The sequence below is a fragment of the Streptomyces cinerochromogenes genome (assembly GCF_014648635.1).
Classification (GTDB): domain Bacteria; phylum Actinomycetota; class Actinomycetes; order Streptomycetales; family Streptomycetaceae; genus Streptomyces; species Streptomyces cinerochromogenes.
On the sequence record NZ_BMRM01000036.1, the window covers coordinates 1 to 19,954 of the forward strand.

Genomic DNA, 19,954 nt, shown 5'->3' on the forward strand with positions numbered 1-19,954 from the left:
TCGGCGCCGACATGTGGATCATGGGTCTGGCCTTCTCCGGCTTCGGCACCATCCTCGGTTCGGTCAACTTCATCACCACGATCATCTGCATGCGCGCCCCCGGCATGACCATGTTCCGCATGCCGATCTTCGTGTGGAACGTGCTGCTGACCGGTGTGCTGGTCCTGCTGGCCTTCCCGGTGCTGGCCGCCGCGCTGTTCGCCCTGGAGGCGGACCGCAAGTTCGGCGCCCACGTCTTCGACCCGGCCAACGGCGGAGCCCTGCTGTGGCAACACCTCTTCTGGTTCTTCGGCCATCCAGAGGTGTACATCATCGCGCTGCCGTTCTTCGGCATCATCAGCGAAGTGATCCCGGTGTTCTCCCGCAAGCCGATGTTCGGCTACATGGGTCTGATCGCCGCGACCGTCGCGATCGCCGGTCTGTCCGTGACCGTGTGGGCCCACCACATGTACGTCACCGGCGGTGTGCTGCTGCCGTTCTTCTCCTTCATGACCTTCCTGATCGCGGTCCCGACCGGTGTGAAGTTCTTCAACTGGATCGGCACGATGTGGAAGGGATCGCTGTCCTTCGAGACACCGATGCTCTGGGCGACCGGCTTCCTGATCACCTTCACGTTCGGTGGTCTGACCGGTGTCATCCTGGCCTCGCCGCCCATGGACTTCCACGTCTCGGACTCGTACTTCGTGGTGGCCCACTTCCACTACGTCGTCTTCGGTACGGTCGTCTTCGCGATGTTCTCCGGCTTCCACTTCTGGTGGCCGAAGTGGACCGGCAAGATGCTGGACGAGCGCCTCGGCAAGATCACCTTCTGGACGCTGTTCATCGGCTTCCACGGCACCTTCCTGGTCCAGCACTGGCTGGGCGCCGAGGGCATGCCGCGCCGCTACGCCGACTACCTGGCGGCCGACGGCTTCACCGCGCTGAACACGGTGTCGACCATCAGCTCCTTCCTGCTCGGCCTGTCGATCCTGCCGTTCCTCTACAACGTCTGGAAGACCGCCAAGTACGGCAAGAAGGTCGAGGTCGACGACCCGTGGGGCTACGGCCGCTCGCTGGAGTGGGCGACCTCCTGCCCGCCGCCGCGGCACAACTTCCTCACCCTGCCGCGGATCCGCAGCGAATCCCCGGCGTTCGACCTGCACCACCCTGAGATCGCCGCGCTCGAGCAGCTTGAGCACGCCGGTCACGGCACCGCCGTCGCGGGCAGCAAGGAGGCCGGCAAGTGAAGATCCAGGGTCGGATGTTCATCTGGCTGAGCGTCTTCATCCTGATCATGGCCATCGTGTATGGCGTGTGGTCGAAGGAGCCGGCCGGAACCACCGCGCTCTTCCTGGCCTTCGGCCTGAGCGTCATGATCGGCTTCTACCTGGGCTTCACCGCCCGGCGGGTCGACGCGGGCGCCCAGGACGACAAGGAGGCCGACGTCGCGGACGACGCGGGCGAGCTGGGCTTCTTCAGCCCGCACAGCTGGCAGCCGCTCATGCTGGGCTTCGGCGGCGCGATCGCCTTCCTCAGCATCGCGGTCGGCTGGTGGCTGATCTACTTCGCCGCCCCGTTCATCGTGGTCGGCCTGTTCGGCTGGGTGTTCGAGTACTACCACGGTGAGAACCGCACCCAGTAGGACACGCGGAACGCGCCGGGAGCCCGGACCCCCCTCGGGGGGTCCGGGCTCCCGGCTTTTCCGTAGGCCCCGGCGCGTCCTTCCTTTGCCGCAGTGTCGTTCCCTCGTACGAGTTACCTGCCGCGCCGGTACGGTCTCCAGCTCATAGCGTGATCATATGAACCACACTCCGCGGACCCGCACCGTCGTCAGCTGCACGCTGCTGGTGACCGCCCTCGGCGCGGGCGTCACCGCTTGCGGTTCGGACGGCAACCCCCTGTCGGCCAGGCCGTACGACGCAGCGGGCCTGATCTCCTTCAACGGCCCCACCGAAGCGGGGAAGCGGGCCGACCCGGACAAGCCCCTGGAGGTCACCGCCAACAGCGGTGAGGGCAGGATCACCGACGTCACCGCCCAGGACTCCACAGGGCGCTATGTGGCGGGCGAACTCGCCGCCGACGGCAGCCGCTGGCACAGCACCTCGCCGCTGGCCGCCAACGCCCACTACACGGTCACGGTGAGCACCGAGGACGAGGACGGCGCACCCGGCCGCAAGGTCCTCACCTTCGACACCAGCAAGCCCACCAGCAAGAAGCGCCTGGGCGTCACGTTCGGGCCGGAGAAGGGCACCTACGGGGTCGGACAGCCGATCACGGCCCAGCTCGACCACGAGATCAAGGACAAGGCGCAGCGCGCCGTCGTGGAGCGCGCCCTGCGGGTGGACTCCACGCCGGCCGTGCCGGGCGCCTGGCACTGGGTGGACAACAAGGAACTCCACTACCGCCCCAAGGAGTACTGGCCCGTCCACGCCACCATCCAGGTGCACAGCAACCTGGACGGCGTCAAGGTCGGCGACCGGCTGTGGGGCGGCGCCTCCAAGCCGCTGACGATCACCACGGGCGACAGGATCGAGGCCGTCACCGACGCCGCCGCGCACCAGATGACGGTCTACAAGAACGGCCAGGAGATCAACCAGATCCCCGTCACGACGGGCAAGCCCGGCTTCGAGACCCGCAACGGCGTCAAGGTGGTCCTGGCCAAGCAGTACTTCGTACGCATGCGCGGCACCACGGTCGGCATCGCCGAGGGCAGCGCCGACTCCTACGACCTGCCGGTCTACTACGCCACCCGGGTCACCTGGTCCGGCGAGTACGTCCACGCGGCGCCCTGGTCCGTGGGCTCACAGGGCTACGCCAACGTCAGCCACGGCTGCACCGGTATGAGCACGTCCAACGCCGAGTGGTTCTTCGACACCGTGCGCGAGGGCGACATCGTCAAGGTGATCAACTCGAACGGCGACGACATGGAGCCCTTCGGCAACGGCTTCGGCGACTGGAACGTCGACTGGCAGAAGTGGCGCGCGGGCAGCGCCCTCTTCAACGGCAGACCGGACGGCCCGGCCCCGTCGGACGCGCTGCGCATCCAGCCGGCGGCGGTGTGATGAAGGGGCGCGGGGAACTGCGCGAGGAGGACCCACCGGCCCGCACTCGCCCACGAACCCGGCGCCCCGCCCCACTAGGCCTCCACCAACCGCCTCTGCCGCAGCAGGGAAGCCAGCGCCGAGGCGAACTCCACCGGATCCACCGGCAGGGTCACCGCCGCGTCCGCCCGGCTCCACGTGGCCAGCCAGGCGTCCTGGGGCCGCCCCATCAGCAGCAGCACCGGCGGGCAGTTGAACACCTCGTCCTTGATCTGCCGGCACACCCCCATGCCGCCCATCGGCACGGCCTCGCCGTCGAGCACGCACACGTCGATGCCGCCCCTGTCCAGCTCCCGCAGCACCGCGTCCGGGGTCGCGCACTCCACGAACTCCACCAGGGGGACGTCCGGAGCCGGCCGACGCCCGGCGGCCAGCCGTACTTGCTCGCGGGTGGTGGAGTCGTCGCTGTAGACCAGCACCGTGGCGGTCGGCTGCATTGTTCCTCCGAGACGTCAGCGTCGTACGGACAGGACGGGCAGGCCCGTTCCGGCGGATGTTACTCCCGTCGTCGTGCCCGTGAACACCACGTCGAACACCACGTCAAGACCGGTCCGGCGGGTGGCAACACTCCGAACGGCACCCCCCGGAGTGAGCGCGAGATAAGCGACCGACATAATGTCGGTCGTGGCGACAGCAACGACAGTAGAAACCGGGCACGCGCACCCGTCGGTCAACCGGCCGAACCTCACCAGCGTCGGAACCATCATCTGGCTGAGTTCCGAGCTGATGTTCTTCGCGGCCCTCTTCGCGATGTACTTCACCCTCCGGTCGGTGACCGGACCGGTCCACTGGAAGGAACAGGCGGAGGCACTCAACGTGCCCTTCTCCGCCACGAACACCACGATCCTGGTGCTCTCCTCCCTCACCTGTCAGCTCGGCGTGTTCGCGGCCGAGCGCGGCGATGTGAAGAAGCTCCGTGGCTGGTTCATCCTCACCTTCATCATGGGTGCGATCTTCATCGGCGGTCAGATCTACGAGTACACGGAGCTGGTGAAGAAGGACGGCATCTCGCTGTCCTCGGACCCGTACGGCTCGGTGTTCTACCTGACCACCGGCTTCCACGGCCTGCACGTGACGGGCGGTCTCATCGCCTTCCTGCTGGTCCTCGGCCGCACCTACATGGCCAAGAGGTTCACCCACGAGCAGGCGACCGCCGCCATCGTCGTGTCCTACTACTGGCACTTCGTCGATGTCGTCTGGATCGGCCTCTTCGCCACGATCTACCTGATCAAGTAGCCGGGACCGCTCCCGCACATCCAGAAGCACCGACGCAGAAGATCCTGACACCGGGGTAATCCGTGAAAAAGCTCTCCGCACGACGACGCCATCCGCTGGCGGCGGTCGTCGTCCTACTCCTCGCGCTGGCGGCCACTGGGGGGCTGTACGCCGCGTTCGCGCCCGCGGGCAAGGCGCAGGCCGATGAATCCTCCCAGTCCCTGACCATCAAGGAGGGCAAGAAGCTCTACGAGGTCGGCTGCGCCAGCTGCCACGGCACCGGTGGCCAGGGCTCCTCCGACGGCCCGAGCCTCGTCGGCGTGGGTGCCGCCGCTGTCGACTTCCAGGTCGGCACCGGCCGTATGCCCGCCGCGACCTCGCAGGGCGCCCAGGTCCCGCGCAAGAAGCCCGTCTACACGCAGGCCCAGATCGACCAGCTCGCCGCGTACGTCGCCTCGCTGGGTGCCGGCCCGAGCGTGCCCACCGAGCAGCAGTACGGTCCCGCCGGAGCGGACGTCGCCAAGGGCGGCGAGCTGTTCCGCACCAACTGCGCGCAGTGCCACAACTTCACCGGCAAGGGCGGCGCCCTGACCAAGGGCAAGTACGCGCCGAGCCTGGAGGGTGTCGCTCCCAAGCACATCTACGAGGCCATGCAGACGGGTCCGCAGAACATGCCGTCCTTCCCCGACACCACGATGTCGGAGAAGAACAAGAAGGACATCATCGCGTACCTGAACGCGGTCAACGGCGATGAGACCGACAACCCCGGCGGTATGGAGCTGGGCGGCCTCGGTCCGGTCAGCGAGGGTCTGTTCGCCTGGATCTTCGGCCTCGGCGCGCTGATCGCGGTCGCCGTCTGGGTCGCCGCTCGGACCGCAAAGGCCAAGAAGTCATGAGTAGCCAAGACATTCCAGAAGAGAACCTGCCCGCTGAGCAGGACCACGCACACGGCGCGGTAGGGGTCGCGGACGAGGAGAACCCGTTCGCCGACCCGGGGCTGCCGCCGCACGAGCACCGGATCCAGGACATCGACGAGCGGGCCGCCAAGCGGTCCGAGCGCATGGTGGCCCTGCTGTTCACGGTGTCGATGCTGGCCACCATCGGCTTCATCGTCGCGTACCTGGCCATCCCGAACGACAAGTCGATCTTCGTCTTCCCGATCGGGCACATCAGCGCGATGAACTTCGCGCTCGGCCTGACCCTGGGCGTGGCGCTGTTCTGCATCGGCGCGGGCGCGGTCCACTGGGCCCGCACCCTGATGTCCGACGTGGAGGTCGCCGACGACCGGCACCCCATCGAGGCTCCCGCCGACGTCCGGGCGAAGGTCCACGCGGACTTCCGCCAGGGCGCCAAGGAGTCGGCGCTCGGCCGCCGCAAGCTGATCCGCACCACCATGTTCGGCGCGCTGGCCCTCGTGCCGCTGTCCGGCGTCATGCTGCTCGGTGGTCTCGGCCCGGCGCCGGGGACCAAGCTCCGCCACACCATGTGGGCCAAGGGCAAGCGCCTGGTCAACATGAACACGAACCAGCCGCTGCGTCCCGAGGACGTCGCCGTGGGCTCGCTCACCTTCGCCAAGCCGGACGGCCTGGAGGAGCACGACGAGGACTTCCAGAACGAGATCGCCAAGGCGGCCCTGATGATCGTCCGGATCCAGCCGGGCAACATCAAGGACAAGCGCGAGCTGGCGTGGTCGCACGAGGGCATCGTCGCGTACTCGAAGATCTGCACCCACGTCGGCTGCCCGATCTCGCTGTACGAGCAGCAGACGCACCACGTGCTGTGCCCGTGCCACCAGTCCACCTTCGACCTCTCCGACGGTGCCCGAGTGATCTTCGGCCCCGCCGGCCACGCCCTGCCGCAGCTGCGCATCGGCGTGGACAGTGAGGGTTACCTCCAGGCGCTCGGCGACTTCGAGGAGCCCGTCGGTCCTGCATTCTGGGAGCGCGGATGAGCACTACACCGAACGAAGAGCCCCGCTCCTCTCGCGGGAAGGCACCGGCCGGCGAGCGCATCGCCGACTGGGCCGACGGCCGGCTCGGGATCTACTCCCTCGCCAAGGCCAACATGCGCAAGATCTTCCCCGACCACTGGTCGTTCATGTTGGGCGAAGTGTGCATGTACAGCTTCATCATCATCATCCTGACGGGTGTCTACCTGACGCTGTTCTTCCACCCGTCGATGAACGAGGTGGAGTACCACGGCAGCTACGTCCCGCTCCAGGGACAGCTGATGTCCGAGGCGTTCAGCTCGACCCTGCACATCTCCTTCGACGTGCGCGGTGGTCTGCTCATCCGGCAGATCCACCACTGGGCCGCGCTGATCTTCCTCGCCGGCATGTTCGTGCACATGATGCGCGTGTTCTTCACCGGTGCGTTCCGCAAGCCGCGTGAGATCAACTGGCTGTTCGGCTTCCTGCTGTTCGTCCTCGGCATGTTCACCGGCTTCACCGGTTACTCGCTCCCGGACGACCTGCTCTCCGGCACCGGTGTCCGCTTCACCGAGGGCGCGATCCTGTCCATGCCGATCGTCGGCACGTACATCTCGATGTTCCTCTTCGGCGGCGAGTTCCCCGGCCACGACTTCGTCGCCCGGTTCTACTCGATCCACATCCTGCTGCTGCCGGGCATCATGCTCGGCCTGATGGTGGCGCACCTGATCCTGGTCTTCTACCACAAGCACACGCAGTTCGCGGGTCCCGGAAAGAGCGAGAAGAACGTCGTCGGCATGCCGCTGCTGCCGGTGTACATGGCCAAGGCCGGAGGCTTCTTCTTCCTGGTCTTCGGTGTCATCGCGGCCATCGCCGCGGTCGCGCAGATCAACCCGATCTGGGCCATGGGCCCCTACCGTCCGGACCAGGTGTCCACGGGCGCCCAGCCCGACTGGTACATGGGCTTCGCCGAGGGCCTCGTCCGCTACATGCCGGGCTGGGAGATCAACTTCTGGGGCCACACGCTCGTCCTGGGCGTGTTCATCCCGCTGGTGCTCTTCGGTCTCGTCCTGGCGGCGATCGCGGTCTACCCGTTCATCGAGTCCTGGGTCACCGGCGACAAGCGCGAGCACCACATCCTGGACCGCCCGCGCAACGCCCCGACCCGTACCGCGTTCGGTGTCGCCTGGGTGACGGTCTACATGGTGGGCCTGGTCGGCGGTGGCAACGACCTCTTCGCCACCCACTTCCACCTGTCGATCAACGCCGTCACCTGGTTCGTCCGGATCTCCTTCTTCGCCGGACCGGTCATCGCGTTCATCGTCACCAAGCGGATCTGCCTCGGCCTCCAGCGCCGCGACCGCGACAAGGTGCTGCACGGCCGCGAGACCGGCATCATCAAGCGGCTGCCGCACGGTGAGTTCATCGAGGTGCACGAGCCGCTCAGCCAGGAGCAGCTGCACACGCTCACCGCGCACGAGCAGTACAAGCCGGCCGAGATCGGTCCGACGGTCGACGAGAACGGTGTCGAGCGCAAGGTGAAGGCCTCGGAGAAGCTGCGCGTGAAGCTCTCCACCGCCTACTACGGCGAGGACAACCAGATCCCGAAGCCGACCGTCGAGGAGTACAAGGAGATCACGAGCGGCCACGGCCACCACTGATCCCCGCGTCGCCACGCCACGCTGAAGGGCCCCGTCCGCAACCCGGACGGGGCCCTTCGCCATGCCTCCGGCTGGATAGGGTGGTGTACGACGGAGCAGGAATCTGTACGAGGAGCGGCTGATGAGCGCTGTGACCCCCGCTGGAGGCGACACCGCGGCGGGCCGCTCCTGGCCCGCCCTGCTGAACGGTCTGCTGGACGGCCGGGACCTGTCCGCCGACGACACGGCCTGGGCGATGGACCTGATCATGCGCGGGGAGGCGACCGACGCGCAGATCGCCGCCTTCATGGTGGCGCTGCGGGCCAAGGGCGAGACGGTCCAGGAGATCACCGGACTCGTCCGGACCATGTACGCGCACGCGAACGTCATCGAGGTGCCCGGGCCGGCCGTGGACATCGTCGGCACCGGCGGCGACGGCGCCAAGACGGTGAACATCTCCACCATGTCCTCGATCGTCGTCGCCGGCACGGGCGCGAAGGTCGTCAAGCACGGCAACCGCGCCGCGTCCTCCGCCTCCGGCTCCTCCGACGTCCTGGAGAAGCTCGGGATCAACCTGAACCTGACCCCGCAGCGGGTCGCCGAGGTCGCCGAGGAAGCCGGCATCACCATCTGCTTCGCCGTCCGGTTCCACCCGTCCCTGCGCCATGTGGCCCCGGCCCGCGCCCAGTTGGGCATCCGGACCACCTTCAACGTGCTGGGCCCGCTCACCAACCCGGCCCAGGTGCGGGCGCAGGCCGTCGGGGTGGCCGACCCCCGGATGGCGCCGATCGTCGCGGGTGTCCTCGCCGAGCGGGGCAACTCCGCGCTGGTCTTCCGGGGCGACGACGGCCTGGACGAGCTGACCGTCACGGCTCCCTCCCGGGTCTGGGTGGTCCGGGACGGCAAGGTGCAGGAGGAGACCTTCGACCCGCGGGACGTGGGCATCGACCTCGTCCCGGTGGACGCCCTGCGCGGCGCCGACGCCTCCTACAACGCGGAGGTCGCCCGGCGGCTGCTGGACGGCGAGACGGGCGCCGTACGGGACGCCGTCCTGCTGAACTCGGCGGCGGCCCTGGTGGCCCTCCGGCCGACGGACGCGCCGCTCGCCGAGCAGCTGCGGGCCGGCATGGCGAAGGCCGCGGAGTCGATCGACTCGGGCGCCGCGAAGCGCACCCTGGAGCGCTGGGTGGCCGTCAGCAACGCCTAGGGCCTCTCTTCCGGATCACGCCGGGGTCGCGGGGTCCGGCACGCACATCCGCGGCGTTGTCGTCGGTTGTCGACGCTCCGCGTCGACGCCCTCCTCCGCCTTGCGGCTGCACGCACCGGACCCCGCTCGGGTCGGCCGACAGGCACCGTCGCCCGCAGCCGGCCTGATCCGGAAGAGAGGCCCTAGGACCTCCCGGCCCCACCGGGCGTCGTCCCGCGATCCGGACACGGGTTGCGGGACGACGATCACATCGCGTACGTTCCTGAACCAGGTCATGAGTGACAGTCATGAGGCCCCGGCCGACTGTCCGGCAACCCTCCGTCCGTGGCGGGGTGCCCCGGGTGAAGACCAGGCCGTGCACAGCAAGGTGCACGGCAAGCGCGGATCCCTCACGAACCCAGGGATCCTGGTCGTCGAGGAGTCTTCCGTGAGCAAGCGAATGCGTTAGGGCCGCAGAGCCCCGCCTCCGCACACCCTTTCTCTCTTCTTCCTCTTCGTCTCACGGGAGTTCCGCCATGTCCGTCTCCAGCGCTGCCTCCGACCAGACCGTTTGCACCCCTCTGCCCGTTCTGGGGCGGGATGTCACCGTCCCGCTCGTCACCGGCGGCGAAGTCACCTACGCCGCCCTGGACTACGCGGCCAGCGCCCCCGCCCTCCAGCGCGTCTGGGACGACGTCGCCGCGTACGCCCCGTACTACGGCAGCGTCCACCGCGGGGCCGGCTACCTCTCCCAGCTCTCCACGGACCTGTTCGAGAACGCGCGGAACACGGTCGCCGAGTTCCTCGGCTGCCGGCCCGCCGACCAGGTCGTCTTCACCCGCTCCACGACGGACTCCCTCAACCTCCTCGCCCGGGTGATCCCGGCCGACTGCCAGGTCTTCGTCTTCGAGACCGAGCACCACGCCTCCCTGCTGCCCTGGCAGGACGCGCGGGTCACCTACCTCGACGCCCCGAGCACCCCGCAGCAGGCCGTCCGGACCCTGGAGCGGGCCCTCGCCGACCGCGACCCCCACGGCCCGGCCCTGGTCTGCGTCACCGGCGCCTCCAACGTCACCGGCGAGCTGTGGCCGGTGCGCGAGCTGGCCGCCGCCGCGCACGCCCACGGCGCCCGCATCGTCCTGGACGCCGCGCAACTCGCCCCGCACCACCCGGTGTCCGTCACCGACCTCGACGTCGACTGGATCGCCTTCTCCGGACACAAGCTGTACGCCCCCTTCGGCTCCGGCGTCCTGGCCGGCCGCGCCGACTGGCTCCAGGCGGCCGAGCCGTACCTCGCGGGCGGCGGCGCCAGCCGCAAGGTCACCCGGCGCGAGGACGGGGGAGTGGCCGTCGAGTGGCACGAGACCGCGGCCCGCCACGAGGCCGGCTCCCCGAACGTCATCGGCGCCTACGCCATCGCGTCGGCCTGCAAGGCCCTGACCGAGGCCGGCTGGGACAGCCTCGTCGCCCGCGAGCAGCACCTCGTCCGCACGGTCCGCGAGGGCCTCGCCGAGGTCCCGGAGGTGAGGATCCTCTCCCTGTTCGGCGACGACGCCCCGCGGGTCGGCGTCCTCTCCTTCGTCGTCGAGGGCTGGAACAGCTCCCACTTCGCCGCCGCCCTCTCCGCCGAGTACGGCATCGGCGTCCGCGACGGCCTCTTCTGCGCCCACCCCTTGGTCCGCACCCTGCTCGGCAGCGACCCCCAGAGCCAGGGCGAGTGCGGCGCCCCCGAGGCGGCCCCCGGCGAGAAGTCCCTCAACGCCATCCGCGTCAGCTTCGGCGCCGGCACCCCCGACGAACACGTCGAGCGCTTCGTCGCCGCGGTGAGGGAACTGGTGCGGGACGGCGCCAAGTGGCGGTACCGCACCGAGGAGGGCCGCTGCGTCCCGGCGGTCTGAGACCGGAGGTGAGGGCGGCGCCCCACGGGGCGCGGGGGTCGCGCGGGACACCGCGACGGACCCGCACGCGCCGTCCCCCCGTACCCGGCGGACGGCCGGGCGACGTCCACCGGTCCGGTGGCGCCGCATACACTCCCCCTGGCAGCAGCTAGACCGGGGGGAGCACGGAGTGCACGCGCTGCGCGCAGCGGACCCGCGCCGCATCGGCCCGTACACCGTCATGCACCGACTCGGTGCCGGCGGCATGGGCGAGGTCTACCTCGCCGAGTCGCGCACGGGCCTCAGGCTCGCGGTGAAGGTGGTGCGGGCCGAGCACGCCGAGGACCGCACCTTCCGCGCCCGCTTCCGCCACGAGGTGCGCGCCGCCCGGACCGTCGGCGGCGCGGGCACGTACACCGCACGGGTCGTGGACGCCGACACCGAGGCCGAACGGCCCTGGATGGCCACGGAGTTCGTACCCGGTCCGAACCTGCGGGACGCGGTCCTGGACCACGGCGCGCTGCCCGGGCCGGCGGTCCGGATCCTCGCCGCCGCGCTCGGCGAGGCGCTGGCCGCCATCCACGCCAAGGGGCTGGTCCACCGGGACCTGAAACCGTCGAACATCCTGCTCGGCCCGGACGGGCCCCGGGTCATCGACTTCGGCATCGTACGGGCCCTGGAGGCCACCGCGCTGACCCGCACCGGCGCGGTCGTCGGCTCGGTCGGCTACGTCTCCCCGGAGCAGATCCGCAACGGGGGCCAGGTCGGCCCGCCGAGCGACGTCTTCTCCCTCGGCGCGGTCCTCGCCTACGCGGCGGGCGGCCGGGAACCCTTCGGCGAGGGCCAGGACTCGGTGGTCCTGCTGCGCATCCTCACCCGCGACGTCGACCTGTCCGGCGTGCCGGAGGACATCCGTCCGCTGGTGGCGGCCTGTCTGCGCGAGGACCCGCTGGAGCGCCCGGAACCGGCCGAGGTGGTGGCGGGCGCCGGCTTCACCCCGGACACCCTGCGTACGGCCGTCCGCCCGGGCTGGTACGGTCCCGCCGCCCGGCACCGCCCGTCCGCCGACGACCGCCCCAGCGGCGTCGAATACCTGGCCCCGGCCGCCGACGCCGGCCGTCCTGACTCACCCGCACCCGACTCACCCGCCCCCGCCCCCGCCGTCCCGGCCCCCGCTCCCGTCCCGGCCCCCGCGACCGCTCCCGACACCCCGGCCCCCGCCCCCGCCGACGCCACCACCCCTGACTCACCCGCTCCGTTCCCCCGCCGCGGCCCCGTCGCCCCCGGCCGCCGCCGTCTGCTGAAGGCCGTCGCCGGCGGAGCGGCCGCCGTGGCCGGGGCGGGCGTGGCCGGCTGGCTGCTGGAGCGGGGCGTCAGCACCGAGAGCCTGCACGGCAGCTACCGCTCGTCGGAGGCTTCGGCCCCCGCCGTGGCGGCGAGCCGGAGCGCCGACCGGCCCGCGGTGCTGCGCTGGAACTACGACCTCGGCGGCATCGGCGGCCTGGACGGGGCGTGCTGCGCGCTCTCCCCGGACGGCTCCGTCGTCTACGCCGGCACCTCCGGCGGCGTCCTGCACGCCGTCTCCCGGGACGGCTCCAGGCGCTGGAAGGTCCGGCTCGGCGACGACGTCTCCACCCCCGTGGCCACCCGGGACGCTGTGTACTGCGTGGTGGGGTTCGACGCCGAGGACGAGCGCAGGCTGACCGCGGTGAGCCCGTCCGGCAGCCCGCTGTGGACCCGCACCCTCGGCGACCGCGGGTACGCCGTCCCCGTCCTGCTCGGCTCGGACGTGCTGGTCTCCATCGGCGGCACGGCCGCGGGCGGGCTGCGCTGCTACGCCTCCGACGGCAGCGAGAGGTGGACCGCCACCACCCCGGCCGGCCCCACCGGCACGCCCCTCGTCGCGGGCGGGGTGATCTGCACCGGCAGCTACGGCGACGTCCTGCTGGCGCTGGACGCGCGGGACGGTTCCCGCAGGTGGCAGGTGTCCGCGGGCACCGACGTCACGGCCGTCGCCCTCGCGGGCACCACCCTGTTCGCGGACACCGCCGCCGAACGCCAGGGCTTCCGCGTCTCGGACGGCCGCCGGCTGTGGCGCAGGGAGACCGACACCGGGCCGCTCGGCGCGGGCAGCCGCGCACTGGCCCTCGGTACGGAGCAGGGCACCGTGTACGCCGTCCGGGCGGCCGACGGCTCGCGCGCCTGGGCGTACGACCTCAGGGGCAGCGCGGCCCAGCCGTGGGCGGTCGTGGCCGGCGACACCGTGTACGTCCGCGCGGGCGACCGGGTCTGGGCACTGGACCTGGGCGGGAAGCAGCGCTGGAGCGCGGCCCTCGGCCGTGACGCGGGCGACGACCAGCACACCCCGGTCGTCCACGCCGGCCGCCTCTACGTCCCCTCGGGCACGGGCATCGCGGCGGTGCAGATCAGGGGCTAGTTGTCGAGGCCGATCGCGAAGGCGGCTTCCAGGTCGTGCTGGGAGTAGGTGCGGAAGGCGACGTGGGTGTCCGTGGCCTCCACGCCGGGGATCTTGCTGATCCGGCCCGGGATGACCTCGGCGAGGTCGTCGTGACGGCGGACCCGGACCATGGCGATCAGGTCGTAGGTGCCGGTGACCGAGAAGACCTCGCTGACGCTGTCGAGCGCGGCGATCCGCTCCGCGATCTCGGGGATCCGGTCCACGCTGGTCTTGATCAGGACGATCGCGGTGATCACGGCTGTTTCTCTCCCTCGGTGACCGGAGCTGGGGCGGCTTTCACTCTAGTCCCACGGCCGTACCGCACCCACGCGTAGCCGAAGCCCAGCCCGAACCCCACGAGGTGCGCGAGATAGGCCACCCCGGGGCCGTCCGAGGCCCGTCCCGCCGCGAGCCACTGGAGGGCCGCCCACAGCGGCAGCACCACCCACGCGGGGAAGCGCAGCGGCAGGAAGAACAGGAACGGCAGGAGACTGGTCACCCGCGCCCGGGGGAACAGGTAGAGGAACGCCCCGAGGACCGCCGACACCGCCCCGGAGGCGCCCACCAGCGACTGCCCGGACGTGGCGTTGGCCGCCGCGTACCCCAGCAGCGCGAGGTAGCCGCAGCCGACGTAGAAGAGGGTGAACTCCACCCGGCCCATCCGCTCCTCGGTCATCGCCCCGAAGACGAAGAGGAAGAGCATGTTGCCGAGCAGGTGCACCCAGCTGCCGTGCACGAAGAGCGCGGTGGCCGGGGTGAGCGCCGCCCCGGCGGGTTTCCCGAACAGCTCGGCCGGGACCACGCCCCAGTGGCGGAAGTACGCCCGCTGCGCCGCGAGCAGCGCGTCCCCGGAGCCGTACCCGGGGACCAGCCCGGAGGCGGGGCCGAGCGCGAAGATCAGGGCGCACAGGGCGATGAGGCCGTACGTCATCGGGGCCGAGGTGCCCCGGGCCGCTCCGGATGTCCTGCCGGCCGCCCCGCTCCAGGTACTGATCATGACTACAGAGCATGACGTAACGGGACGCAAGCTGACAGACCGCCTCGCCGCCGTGAACAGACGGGCGGCGAGTCCCCGGCAGGCCGTAGGGTTACGAGCCACACGCGTCGGGGGACGGCGCGGACCGACACGAGAAGGAAGAGAACAGTCACCATGACGGTTCCCCTGCCGACGGCCACGACACGATGGCGCTGCACCCTCTGCGGCAACCTCACCCGGTTCGACGTCACCCGCTCGTCGAAGGTCGTCGAGTACGTCCACCTCGACCTGGCCGGCGAGCCGACCGTGGAGGAGCGCGAGGTGGTCAGTGAGACCATCGAATCGGTGCGCTGTCGCTGGTGCAACGCGGTGGACCAGGTGGAACTCGTGGACAGGCCGGGCGCCGGCTCCTGAGCGGAGCGGCCCCCGGGGAGGCTTTTTTCCGGTATTGGGGTGTGACGGATGGTGGAGACCGCAGGCGGGGGGCCGGGCGACGGCACCGCTGAGGTGCTTGACCGTCCGCTGCCCGACGGCGTGCGCCGGCGTGTCGTACAGATCGTGTCGGACGGCTTCGGCGGGCTGACCGTGGCGGAACTGCCCGCCCAGCTGAGACAGTACGCCCGGTTCGCCCCCAATCGCCGGGCGAAGTTCGCCGGGAACGCGATGGCGGCGGCGCTGGAGACCGATCCGCTGTTCCGGCAGCGGATCGGGGAGAAGTACAGGGAGGCCCAGCCGGAACTCTGCGGCGCCCTCGACTCCGGCTCCCCGCCCCCGGCCGCGGACCCGCTCGACGTGGCGGCCGCCGCCTACGTGCTGCGCCCGGCGGGCTGGGTGAAGCTGGTCACCGCGGCCGGCGAGGAGGCCCAGCGCGCGGACGCCGAGCGCGCCGACGAGGAGAGCCGGGCCGAACTGGAGCGGCTGCGGACGGAGTTGGCGCAGGCCCGGGAGCACACCCGCGCCGAGACCGAACGGCTGCGCGCGGAGCTGGAGTCGGCCCGGAAGGAAGCGGAATCGCTTCACCGCAAGCTGCGCGCCGCCCTCAGCGACGTCAAGCGGGGCGAGGCCGCGCTGCGCAAGGCGCAGGGCGAGATGGACACCGTGCGCACCGAGGCGCAGACGCAGGTGTCGGCCGCGGAGAGCGAGGCGCGCCGGCTCAAGGCCCGCCTGGGCGAGGCCGAGGCCGCGCTGGAGGCCACCCGCAGGGCCGCGCGCGAGGGCCGCAGCGTGGAGGACATGCGGGTGCGGCTGCTGCTCGACACCCTGCTGGACGCGACCCAGGGGCTCCGGCGCGAACTCGCCCTGCCTCCGGTGTCGGTGCGCCCCGCCGAGACGGTGGACGCGGTCGAGCCGGGCCGGATGACCCCGAAGGACATCGCCGCCCGCGCGCTGTCCGAGAACGACCCGGCCATCCTCGACCAGCTGCTGGCGCTGCCGCAGGCGCATCTGGTCGTCGACGGGTACAACGTGACCAAGACCGGCTATCCGCAGATGCCGCTGGAGAAGCAGCGGTTGCGGCTGCTGGGCCAGTTGTCGGCGCTCGCCGCGCAGACCGGGGCCGAGGTGACGTGTGTCTTCGACGGCGCCGAACTCGCCGCGCCGGTGCTGCTCGCGCCGCCGCGCGGGGTGCGGGTGCTGTTCTCCAAGCCGGGCGTCACGGCCGACGAGCTGATCCGCCAGCTGGTGCGCGCCGAGCCGCCGGGGCGTCCGGTCATCGTCGCCTCCACCGACCGGGAGGTCGCCGACGGGGTCGCGCGGGCGGGTGCCCGACCGGTGGCCTCTGCGGTGCTTCTCAAGCGACTGTCCTGAAGGTCCAACGGGCAGAGGCAATGCCCGAATTGACCGTATCGTCACGCAACGTAGTGTCAAGCAGGTCTCACTGCAGGTGAGTTGTGTGCAAAGAATGCATTGCGTGACGAGATTTTTTGCTGTGGGATTTGAACTGATCACAACTGGGTCACTAGGGTCTGGGCTCGAACCTCCGAACGGGTGATCACTCACAAGAAGGAGTTCGTCCTCCGTGGCGTCCCACCGTCGACCCAAGCAGCCGAGCCGCACTCGCGTGACCGTGCTCACCACCGCTGCCGCCGCTGCCGTCGCGCTCAGCGCCAACGCCGCCAACGCCGCGCCGAGCGAGAAGCTCGGCAAGGACGAGGTCAAGGCGAAGGTCGACAAGCTCTACGAGCAGGCGGAGCAGGCGACCGAGAAGTACAACGGCGCCAAGGAGAAGCAGCAGAAGCTGCAGAAGGAAATAGCCACCATCCAGGACAACGTCGCCCGCGGCCAGGAGGAGCTCAACAAGCTGCGCGACGGCCTGGGTTCGCTGGCCACCGCCCAGTACCGCTCCGGCGGCATCGACGCCTCGGTGCAGCTCTTCCTCTCCTCCGACCCGGACGACTACCTCGACAAGGCGTCCACGCTCGACCAGTTGAGCAGCCAGCAGGTCGACGCGCTGAAGAAGATCCAGGACAAACAGCGCGAACTCGCCCAGGAGCGGGCCGAGGCCACCGAGAAGCTCAAGGACCTCTCCGCCACCCGCACCGAACTGGGCAACAAGAAGAAGGAAGTCCAGGGCAAGCTCGCCGAGGCGCAGAAGCTCCTGAACACCCTGACCGCCAAGGAGAAGGCGCAGCTCGCCGAGAAGGAGCAGCGCGCCAACCGCTCCTCCACCGAGCGCGTGGACCTCGGCGACGCCCCGCCCGCCTCCAACCGCGCCCAGGCGGCCTTCGCCGCCGCCCAGACCCGGCTCGGCTCGCCCTACGTCTACGGCGCCACCGGCCCCTCCTCCTTCGACTGCTCGGGCCTGACCTCCTGGGCCTACGCCCAGGCCGGCGTCTCCATCCCGCGCACCGCCGAGGCGCAGTCGCAGATCGGTACGAGGATCACTTCGGTCAACGACCTGAAGGTCGGCGACCTGGTCTTCTTCTTCAACGACCTGCACCACGTCGGCCTCTACGCGGGCAACGGCCAGGTCCTGCACGCCCCGCGCACCGGCACGGTGGTCCGTTACGAGTCCATGAGCACGATCGGCGGCCCGTTCATGTGGGGCGTCCGGGTCTGACCCCCGGCCCCCACGGACACGCCACACGGCCCGGTACACGGACCGACACACGGACACGGGGGCGCCCGAACGGGCGAATCCCCGGGACCCGGGATGACTCCACGCCCCGCCGGTGACCTGCGTCAGCGGCGGGGCGTCACCCTGTGTTGACCCGGAGGTCTTTGGTCCGGGCCCCTCCGCACGGCTACTGTCTGCCGCGTTTCCCCGGCGCCGGGGCCTCCCCGTCCCCGCGCGCCGGGGAACGGTCTGTGTCCGCCAGCAGAAGGACTGCCGTGGGGTCCCATCGCCGCCTTGCACCGCCCGGATTCGACCGTGGCGCCCTCGCCCTGTGCGTGTTGTCGGCCGCGGCCGCGCTCGGCGCCGTACCGGCGCAGGCCGCGCCCGGCGCCGACACCCGGGCCGAGGTGGACCGCCTGTACGAGGAGGCCGAGAAGGCGACCCAGGCCTACGACAAGGCCGACGAGAACGCCGGCCGGCTGCGCCGGGAGATCCGGGACACCCAGGACCACATCGCCCGGCAGCAGCAGCGCGTCAACGAGCTGCGCGAGCAGCTCGGTTCCCTCGCGGGCGCCCAGTACCGCTCCGGCGGCATCGATCCGGCGGTCGCCCTGCTCTTCTCCGCGGACCCGGACGACTACCTGGACAAGGCGTCCACGCTCGACCGCATCGGCGCCCGGCAGGCAGGCCGGCTCAGGGAGTTGCAGTCCGTGCTGCGCGCGCTCGCCCAGGAGCGCGCGGAGGCGGCCGGGACCCTCGCCGAGCTGGAGCGCAGCCGCAAGGCGGTGGCCGCGCACAAGCGGACCGTGGAGCGGAAGCTCGCCCGGGCCCGGCAGCTGATCAACGCCCTGCCCGCCGGTGAGCGCGCCGCCTACGACCGGGCCTCCCGCGGCAGCCGCGCGGACCTGCCCGAGCCGACCGGCGCCGCCGCCCCCGAGGGCCGCGCCGCTGCCGCCCTGGCCGCCGCCCGCTCGGCCCTCGGCCGCCCCTACGTGTGGGGCGCCAACGGCCCCTCCGGCTTCGACTGTTCGGGCCTCATGCAGTGGGCGTACGCGCACGCCGGCATCCATCTGCCGCGCACCTCGCAGGAACAGCGGTTCGCCGGCCGGCAGGTCCCGCTCTCCCAGGCCCGCCCCGGCGACCTGGTCGTCTACCGCTCCGACGCCAGCCATGTGGCGATGTACGCGGGCAACGGCCAGGTCATCCACGCGCCCTACCCCGGCGCCCCGGTGCGCTACGACCCGGTCGGGATGATGCCGGTCTCCTCGGTCACCCGGCCCTGACCGCGCCCGGCACCGTACGATCGGCGCGTGGCTGGTCGCAGGCGGGCGTGGAGCATCGGAGCCGTGGGGCTCGGTCTGCTGCTGCCGCTGACCGGGTGCGACCGGCCGACCGCGACCGACTCCGCGCGCGCCGAGGTGCAGCAGGTCCTCGACCGGCGCGCGGCGGCCCTCCTCGGCCACGACGAGACGGCGTACGGCACCACCGGCGCCCGCGGCGACTACACCCGGCTGCGCGCGCTCCCGCTGGCCTCCTGGAGCTACCGGGTCGGTGCCCTGCGCCGCACCGCCTCGGGGGCCACCGCCGACGCCGAGCTGCGCTACCGGGTCGCCGGCTACGACCGGGCCCCCGTCGGCACCCGCCGCACCCTCACCCTGGCCCGCACCGCCGACGGCCGCTGGTACGTCACCGCCGACGAGCCCGCCGGGAAGACCGGGCAGCAGCTGTGGGACCAGGGCACGGTGACCGCGGTCAGGGGCGCGCACAGCCTGGTGCTCGGCACCGGCGCCTCCGCCGCCGACCTGAGGACGTACGCCCGGCTGGCCGACCGGGCGGTCCCGGCCGTCTCCGGGGCCTGGGGCACCGACTGGAGCCGCCGGGTCGTCGTGCTGGTCCCGCGGTCCCTGGCGGGCATGGCGTCGCTGCTGGGCTCTCCGGCCGCCGACTACCGGGGCATCGCCGCCGTCACGACCGGCGAGGCCGGAGGGACGGGCCGGGCTCCGGCGGACCGGGTGGTGGTCAACCCGGAGGCGTACGCCCTGCTCGGCGACGCCGGCAAGCAGGTCGTCCTCACCCATGAGACGACCCATGTCGCCACCCGGGCACGCACCACCGCCGCCACCCCGCTGTGGCTCTCCGAGGGCTACGCCGACTGGATCGGCTACCTCGGCACCGGCCGCACCCCGGCCGAGGCCGCCCCGGAACTCGCCCGTGCCGTCCGGGACGGCGAGGTGCCCCAACAGCTCCCCGCCGACCAGGACTTCGGCTTCACCCGCGAGCCGGCGAAGCTGGCGCGGGCCTACGAGGGCGGCTGGCTGGCCTGCCGGATGATCGCCGACCGGTGGGGCACCGCCCGGCTCGACGCCTTCTACCGGTCCGTCGGCGCCCACCCGAGGCGGGCGGGCGCGGTCGAGGAGGCCCTGGAGAAGGTGCTCGGGACGACACCGCGGGAGTTCACCGCCCGCTGGCGCGCGTACGTCACGCACCAGCTCGGCTGAGCACCCCGCCGGCCTCGCGCAGCCACTCCCGCTCGGCCTGCC

18 protein-coding genes and 1 riboswitch are annotated in these 19,954 nt (G+C 71.3%); of the genes, 15 read left to right on the top strand and 3 right to left on the bottom strand.

Features of this window, described 5'->3' with window-relative positions:
- The 3 genes from IEZ20_RS38765 to IEZ20_RS38775 form a co-directional block, all read left to right on the top strand.
- Window positions 1-1,226: cytochrome c oxidase subunit I (locus tag IEZ20_RS38765; protein ID WP_189307736.1), on the top strand; the 1,226-nt coding region annotated here is incomplete at its 5' end.
- A complete protein-coding gene (locus tag IEZ20_RS38770) occupies window positions 1,223-1,621 on the top strand; it encodes a cytochrome c oxidase subunit 4 (protein ID WP_189307738.1) in 399 nt (132 codons plus the stop codon). The genes IEZ20_RS38765 and IEZ20_RS38770, both read left to right, overlap by 4 nt.
- 157 nt (window positions 1,622-1,778) lie before the next feature.
- A complete protein-coding gene (locus IEZ20_RS38775) occupies window positions 1,779-3,041 on the top strand; it encodes a L,D-transpeptidase (RefSeq protein ID WP_189307740.1) in 1,263 nt (420 codons plus the stop codon).
- A 74-nt stretch (window positions 3,042-3,115) separates the two neighbouring features.
- On the opposite strand, the gene IEZ20_RS38780 is transcribed toward IEZ20_RS38775, so the two are convergent.
- On the bottom strand, window positions 3,116-3,517 hold the full coding sequence (locus IEZ20_RS38780; protein ID WP_189307742.1) for a response regulator: 402 nt from the start codon (window positions 3,515-3,517) through the stop codon (window positions 3,116-3,118).
- 178 nt (window positions 3,518-3,695) lie between these two features.
- Between IEZ20_RS38780 and ctaE the strand changes: the two genes are divergently transcribed.
- The 7 genes from ctaE (at window position 3,696) to IEZ20_RS40530 (ending at window position 13,362) form a co-directional block, all read left to right on the top strand.
- Complete coding sequence (ctaE, locus tag IEZ20_RS38785; RefSeq protein WP_030348419.1) at window positions 3,696-4,316, top strand: aa3-type cytochrome oxidase subunit III; 621 nt, start codon at window positions 3,696-3,698, stop codon at window positions 4,314-4,316.
- A gap of 62 nt (window positions 4,317-4,378) precedes the next feature.
- Window positions 4,379-5,191 (top strand): cytochrome bc1 complex diheme cytochrome c subunit, encoded by an 813-nt coding sequence (qcrC, locus tag IEZ20_RS38790; RefSeq protein WP_189307744.1) that lies wholly within the window; start codon window positions 4,379-4,381, stop codon window positions 5,189-5,191.
- Entirely contained in the window at window positions 5,188-6,246 is a 1,059-nt protein-coding gene (gene qcrA, locus IEZ20_RS38795) for a cytochrome bc1 complex Rieske iron-sulfur subunit (protein ID WP_189307746.1), read from the top strand. The genes qcrC and qcrA overlap by 4 nt, the downstream gene beginning before the upstream one ends.
- Window positions 6,243-7,883 (top strand): cytochrome bc1 complex cytochrome b subunit, encoded by a 1,641-nt coding sequence (gene qcrB, locus IEZ20_RS38800; protein ID WP_189307748.1) that lies wholly within the window; start codon window positions 6,243-6,245, stop codon window positions 7,881-7,883. Before qcrA ends, qcrB begins: the two co-directional genes overlap by 4 nt.
- 121 nt (window positions 7,884-8,004) lie before the next feature.
- Window positions 8,005-9,069 (top strand): anthranilate phosphoribosyltransferase, encoded by a 1,065-nt coding sequence (gene trpD / locus IEZ20_RS38805; protein WP_189307750.1) that lies wholly within the window; start codon window positions 8,005-8,007, stop codon window positions 9,067-9,069.
- Window positions 9,070-9,339: 270 nt separating this feature from the next.
- Window positions 9,340-9,456, top strand: a riboswitch (SAM riboswitch).
- Between the two features lie 128 nt (window positions 9,457-9,584).
- Complete coding sequence (locus tag IEZ20_RS38810; protein WP_189307752.1) at window positions 9,585-10,946, top strand: aminotransferase class V-fold PLP-dependent enzyme; 1,362 nt, start codon at window positions 9,585-9,587, stop codon at window positions 10,944-10,946.
- A gap of 169 nt (window positions 10,947-11,115) precedes the next feature.
- Complete coding sequence (locus IEZ20_RS40530; protein ID WP_189307754.1) at window positions 11,116-13,362, top strand: serine/threonine-protein kinase; 2,247 nt, start codon at window positions 11,116-11,118, stop codon at window positions 13,360-13,362.
- Here IEZ20_RS40530 and IEZ20_RS38820 read toward each other — a convergent pair.
- Together IEZ20_RS38820 and IEZ20_RS38825 are read right to left on the bottom strand one after the other, a co-directional pair.
- Entirely contained in the window at window positions 13,359-13,640 is a 282-nt protein-coding gene (locus tag IEZ20_RS38820; RefSeq protein ID WP_189307756.1) for an Lrp/AsnC family transcriptional regulator, read from the bottom strand. The two genes, IEZ20_RS40530 and IEZ20_RS38820, sit on opposite strands and share 4 nt — an antisense overlap.
- A complete protein-coding gene (locus IEZ20_RS38825; protein WP_189307758.1) occupies window positions 13,637-14,380 on the bottom strand; it encodes a rhomboid family intramembrane serine protease in 744 nt (247 codons plus the stop codon). The genes IEZ20_RS38820 and IEZ20_RS38825 overlap by 4 nt, the downstream gene beginning before the upstream one ends.
- Window positions 14,381-14,533: 153 nt before the next feature.
- On the opposite strand from IEZ20_RS38825, the gene IEZ20_RS38830 reads away from it, so the two are divergent.
- From IEZ20_RS38830 to IEZ20_RS38850, 5 genes are all read left to right on the top strand, one after another.
- Window positions 14,534-14,773 (top strand): hypothetical protein, encoded by a 240-nt coding sequence (locus IEZ20_RS38830; RefSeq protein WP_014672226.1) that lies wholly within the window; start codon window positions 14,534-14,536, stop codon window positions 14,771-14,773.
- Between the two features lie 48 nt (window positions 14,774-14,821).
- Window positions 14,822-16,165: an NYN domain-containing protein gene (locus IEZ20_RS38835; RefSeq protein ID WP_189307760.1), complete on the top strand. Its 1,344-nt coding sequence runs from the start codon at window positions 14,822-14,824 to the stop codon at window positions 16,163-16,165.
- A 211-nt stretch (window positions 16,166-16,376) separates the two neighbouring features.
- Entirely contained in the window at window positions 16,377-17,417 is a 1,041-nt protein-coding gene (locus IEZ20_RS38840) for a C40 family peptidase (protein WP_189307762.1), read from the top strand.
- 272 nt (window positions 17,418-17,689) lie between these two features.
- On the top strand, window positions 17,690-18,697 hold the full coding sequence (locus IEZ20_RS38845; RefSeq protein ID WP_189307764.1) for a C40 family peptidase: 1,008 nt from the start codon (window positions 17,690-17,692) through the stop codon (window positions 18,695-18,697).
- 27 nt (window positions 18,698-18,724) lie between these two features.
- Window positions 18,725-19,912 (top strand): hypothetical protein, encoded by a 1,188-nt coding sequence (locus IEZ20_RS38850; RefSeq protein WP_373304049.1) that lies wholly within the window; start codon window positions 18,725-18,727, stop codon window positions 19,910-19,912.
- The last annotated feature ends 42 nt before the right edge of the window (window positions 19,913-19,954 follow it).